The 5,031-nt window shown below is 73.4% G+C and carries 4 protein-coding genes; all 4 read right to left on the bottom strand.

Translation table 11 applies throughout. The annotated features are described in order from the left end of the window. The coding region (gene nuoH, locus FrCorBMG51_RS30405) for an NADH-quinone oxidoreductase subunit NuoH (protein ID WP_235433257.1) at window positions 1-867 on the bottom strand (867 nt) is incomplete at its 3' end. Further along, window positions 864-3,386 (bottom strand): NADH-quinone oxidoreductase subunit G, encoded by a 2,523-nt coding sequence (locus FrCorBMG51_RS02685; RefSeq protein WP_047221546.1) that lies wholly within the window; start codon window positions 3,384-3,386, stop codon window positions 864-866. The genes FrCorBMG51_RS02685 and nuoH, both read right to left, overlap by 4 nt. Before the next feature lie 5 nt (window positions 3,387-3,391). Continuing rightward, window positions 3,392-4,702, bottom strand: a complete 1,311-nt coding sequence (gene nuoF / locus FrCorBMG51_RS02680) for an NADH-quinone oxidoreductase subunit NuoF (protein WP_047221545.1) — start codon at window positions 4,700-4,702, stop codon at window positions 3,392-3,394. 2 nt (window positions 4,703-4,704) lie between these two features. Then, window positions 4,705-4,917, bottom strand: a complete 213-nt coding sequence (locus tag FrCorBMG51_RS33445) for a hypothetical protein (RefSeq protein ID WP_047221544.1) — start codon at window positions 4,915-4,917, stop codon at window positions 4,705-4,707. Window positions 4,918-5,031: the final 114 nt, after the last annotated feature.

Genomic DNA, 5,031 nt, shown 5'->3' with positions numbered 1-5,031 from the left:
CGGCGGCGGCTGCCACCCGCCGAGGAACAGCGTCGTCGCCACCGCGGACACGGTCACGGTGTTGATGTACTCGGCGAGGAAGAAGAACGCGAACTTGATCGAGCTGTATTCGGTGTGGAAACCGCCGACCAGCTCGCCTTCGGCCTCGGGCAGGTCGAACGGCGTCCGGTTCGTCTCACCCACCATCGCGATGCAGTAGATGATGAAGGACGGCACCAGCACCACGTTCCACCAGTGGCTCTGGCCCTCCACGATGCCCGAGGTGGACAGCGTCCCGGAGTTGAGGAAGACCGCGACGAAGGACAGCCCCATCGCGACCTCGTAGGAGATGATCTGTGCCGCCGAGCGCAGCGACCCCAGCAGCGGGTAGGTCGACCCGCTCGCCCAGCCGGAGAGGATCAGCCCGTACACGCCCAGCGACGAGGCGGCCAGCACGAACAGGACGGCCACCGGCAGGTCCGCGAGCTGCAGGTTGGTGTGCTCACCGAAGATCGACACCTCGGGCCCGAACGGGATCACCGCGAACGCGAGGAACGCCGGGATCGCCGAGACGATCGGGGCGAGGATGAAGACCGGCCGGTCGGCGAGGACCGGGATGATGTCCTCTTTGAGCATGAGCTTCACGCCGTCGGCGAGGCTCTGCAGCCAGCCCTTGGGGCCGTGCCGGTTGGGGCCGACACGCTGCTGCATCCGGGCCACGACCTTGCGCTCGAACACGATCGCGAACAGCGTTGTCAGCAGCAGGAAGGCGAAGACCGCCACGGCCTTGAGCAGGATCAGCCAGAACGGGTCGTCGCCGAAGACGGCCAGGTCCGGGTCGGTGGCACCGGCCGCCAGCACCGGCGCGAACGAGGGTGAGTAGCTCATGACCGGCCTTCCGCGCCGCTGCCCGCGACGGCGTCGACAAGATCATGGCCGTCGTCCGGGGCGCCGGCGGCCACACTGATGTTCACCACTTCGCCGGCGCGCCCGGCGAGCGAGGCACGGACGTGGGAGCCCGGCGAGAAGGCCGGCAGCCACACCACCCGGTCGGGCATCGAAGTGATCTCCAGGGGGAGGGTGATGGTGCCGCGGCCGGTGCTGACACTGACGGACGCGCCGTCGACCGCGCCGATCGCACCGGCCGTCACCGCGGACAGCCTGACCCGCGGCGGGCGGGCCGTCCCGGCGAGGTAGGGCTCGCCGTCGAGCAGCCGGCCGTCGTCGATCAGATGGTGCCAGCTGGCGAGCACCGCCTGGCCCGGTGCCGGCTCGGGCAGCGCGGGCTGCTCGGCCGCCGGCGCTGGAACGCGGTTGATCCCGGCGCCGGCACGGCCGAACCTCGCCAGCTCGCGCGCGGCCACCCCGGGGTCGTCCACACCGAGGGCGATCCCCATCCGGGCGGCCAGGATGTGCAGCACCCGCAGGTCCGGCAGCGCGGTGGTGTCCAGGGCCCGCTGGAACGCGCGCAGGCGTCCCTCCCAGTTGACGAACGAGCCCGCCTTCTCCGCCACCGGCGCGACCGGCAGGACCACGTCGGCGACCTCGGTCACCGCGGACGCGCGCACCTCCAGGGACACGCAGAACGGCACGGAGGCGATCACCTCCAGGGCTGCGGCCGGGTCGGGCAGGTCGTGGACGTCCACCCCGGCGACGACGAGCCCGTCGAGCGCACCGGCGGCAGCGGCGGCGAGGATCGCCGCAGTGTCCCGGCCGGGCCCAGCCGGGACGGCGGCGCCCCAGATCTCCTCGGCCTCGGCGCGGGCCACCGGATCCGCCACCGGGCGCCCGCCGGGCAGCAGCGACGGCAGGGCGCCGGCGGCGAGCGCGCCGCGCTCCCCGGCCCGGCGCGGCACCCAGGCCAGCCGCGCACCGGTCGCCTCGGCCAGCCGCAGCGCCGCGGTCAGCGTCCCGGGGGCCTGCGCGGCACGCTCCCCCACCAGGATCACCGCCCCGTCGGCGCGCAGCGCGGCGGCCGCCGCGGACTGGGTCCCGTCCTGAATCCTGTTGACCGGCCCGGCCAGGGCGGCCAGGGCGGCGGCTTCGGCTCCGGGGACGACCGGCAGCAGCGTCCCGGAGATCTTCGACAGCCCGCGGGTGGCCAGCGGGGCCAGCGAGAAGATCGCCGCGGTCTGCTTCCGCGCGGCCTTGCGCAGCCGCAGGAAGATCGTCGGCGCCTCCTCCTCGGGCTCGAGCGCGACCAGCAGGACGCCGGGCGCGGCTTCCAGGTCGGCGTGGGTGACCCCGATGCCGGTGCCGGCGACCGCGTGGGCGAGGAACGCCTCCTCCTCGGCCGAGTGCGGCCGGGCCCGGAAGTCCACGTCGTTGGTGCGCAGGGCGACGCGGGCGAACTTGGCGTAGGCGTAGGCGTCCTCACGGGTGAGCCGGCCGCCGGCGAGCACGCCGACGCCGTGGCGGTCCCGGCACTCGGCCAGCCCGCGGGCGGCGAAGGCCAGCGCCTCGCTCCACGACGCCTCGACCAGCTCCCCGGTGGCGTCGTCACGGACCAGCGGGGTGCGCAGCCGGTCGGCGCCGTCGGCGTAGGTGAAGGCGAACCGGCCCTTGTCGCAGTTCCACTCCTCGTTGACGGCCGGGTCGTCGGCGGCGAGCCGGCGCCGGACCTTGCCGCGGCGGTGGTCGGTGCGCAGCGCGCAGCCGGCCGCGCAGTGCTCACACGCGGTCGGGGTGGACACCAGGTCGAACGGCCGGGCCCGGAACCGGTAGGCCGCGCTGGTCAGCGCGCCCACCGGGCAGATCTGCACGGTGTTGCCGGAGAAGTAGGACTGGAACGGCTCGTCCTCGCTGATCGCGACCTGTTCGTTGGCGCCCCGCTCGAACAGCTCGATGAAGGGGTCGCCGGCGATCTGCGCGGAGAACCGGGTGCAGCGCGCGCACAGCACGCAGCGCTCCCGGTCGAGCAGGATCTCGCTGGAGATGGCGACCGGCTTCGGGTAGGTCCGCTTGGCCTCCCGGAACCGTGAGACGGCGCCGCCGCCCGCCATCGACTGGTTCTGCAGCGGGCACTCGCCGCCCTTGTCACAGACCGGGCAGTCCAGCGGATGGTTGAGCAGCAGGAACTCCAGCGTCCCCGCCTGCGCCTTCTGCGCCACCGGCGAGGTGAGCTGGGTGCGCACGACCATGTCGGCCGCGACCGTGGTCGTGCAGGAGGCGACCGGCTTGCGCTGACCCTCGACCTCGACGATGCACTGCCGGCAGGCGCCGACGGGGTCGAGCAGCGGATGGTCGCAGAACCGCGGGATCTCGATCCCGAGCAGTTCGGCCGCCCGGATGATCAGTGTCCCCTTCGGGACGCTGACCGCGATGCCGTCGATGGTCAGGGTGACGAGATCCGGCGGCGCGGGCTCGGCCGGCGGCTGCGAGGCGCTGCTCTTCGACACGGTTGTCATAGTGATCAGTGAGCTCCCGCGAGGGCGTCCGGTGTGCCGGCGACGCGGTCGGTGGCGGTGGGTCCGGTGGCGCCGGTGGGGGTGGCCGGGACGAACTCGTCCCGGAAGAACTTGATCCCGGAGACGATCGGCGAGGTGGCGCCGTCGGCGAGCGCGCAGAAGGCCCGGCCGAAGATGTTGTCGCAGGCGTCGACGAGGGTGTCGACGTCCTCGGCGTCGCCCTGGCCACGTTCGAGCCGGGAGAGGATCTGGACCATCCAGGTGGTGCCCTCGCGGCACGGCGTGCACTTGCCGCAGGACTCGTGCGCGTAGAACTGGGTGAGCCGCCGGACGACCTTCAGCATGTCCACGGTCTCATCCATGATCATGATGGCGGCGGTGCCGAGCAGGGAGCCGGCCTCGACGACCCCCTCGAAGTCCAGTGGGACGTCGAGATGGTCCGCGGTGAGCATCGGCGTCGAGGAACCGCCGGGCGTCCACGCCTTCAGCCGCCGTCCACCGCGGATGCCGCCGGCGAGCTCCAGCAGCTCGGCGAGAGTGGTCCCCATCGGCGCCTCGTACTGGCCCGGGCGGGTCACGTGCCCGGACAGGCTGTAGATCTTCGGCCCCGGCGAGCGCTCCCGGCCCATCGAGCGGAACCACTCCACCCCGCGCCGGATGACGAACGGAACGGTGGCGATGGTCTCCACATTGTTGACCACGGTCGGGGACGCGTACAGCCCGTGGGTCGCCGGGAACGGCGGGCGCAGCCGGGGCTGGCCGCGGCGGCCCTCCAGCGAGTCGAGCAGCGCGGTCTCCTCACCGCAGATGTAGGCGCCGGCCCCGGAGTGGACGACCAGGTCCAGGTCGAAGCCGCTGCCGAGGATGTCGCGGCCGAGATAGCCGGCCCGGTACGCCTCGGCGACCGCGGCGCGCAGCCGGCGTCCGCAGTGCACCAGCTCCCCGCGCAGGTAGATGAAGGCGCGGTGGGCCCGCACCGCATAGGCGGCGATGATGATGCCCTCCACCAGCGAGTGCGGGTCGGCCGTCATCAGCGGCGCGTCCTTGCAGGTGCCGGGCTCGCCCTCGTCCGCGTTGATGACCAGGTAGTGCGGCCTGTCGTCGCCCTGCGGGATGAAGCTCCACTTCATCCCGGTGGGGAAGCCCGCGCCGCCGCGGCCGCGCAGTCCGGAGTCCTTGACAATCTTGATGATGTCGTCCGGGCCGAGCTCCAGGGCCTGCCGCAGCGCCTGGTAGCCGTCGGTGCTCTCGTAGACGGCCAGCGTCCAGGACTCGGGGGTGTTCCAGCGTCCGGTGAGGACCGGGGTGACCGGCATGGTCAGCTCCCCTTCGTCGAATCGTCGGTCCGCGCGGCGCCGGCCGGCGTGGCCTTACCCGAAGCGGCCTTGGTCGCGGCGGCTCTGGCCGGGGCAGCCTTGGCGGGGGTGCCGTTGGCCGGAGCGCCCCTGGCAGCGGTGCTGCCGGCCAGGCCGGCGGCCGTGGCGTCGGCGGTGCCCGTGACCAACAGCCCGGCCACGGACGGCTCGCCCACGCCCGGACCGGCGACCGCCTCGGGCCGCGGGTCGGGGAGGCCTGCGAGCTGCCGGGACGCTTCGGCGAACGTGCACAGCGGCGCGCCCCGGGTCGGGGCCGGCCGCTCGCCGCG

It is taken from the genome of Protofrankia coriariae, from assembly GCF_001017755.1.
Taxonomy (GTDB): Bacteria; Actinomycetota; Actinomycetes; order Frankiales; family Frankiaceae; genus Protofrankia; species Protofrankia coriariae.
This window is presented reverse-complemented; position numbering and strand designations above follow the sequence as displayed.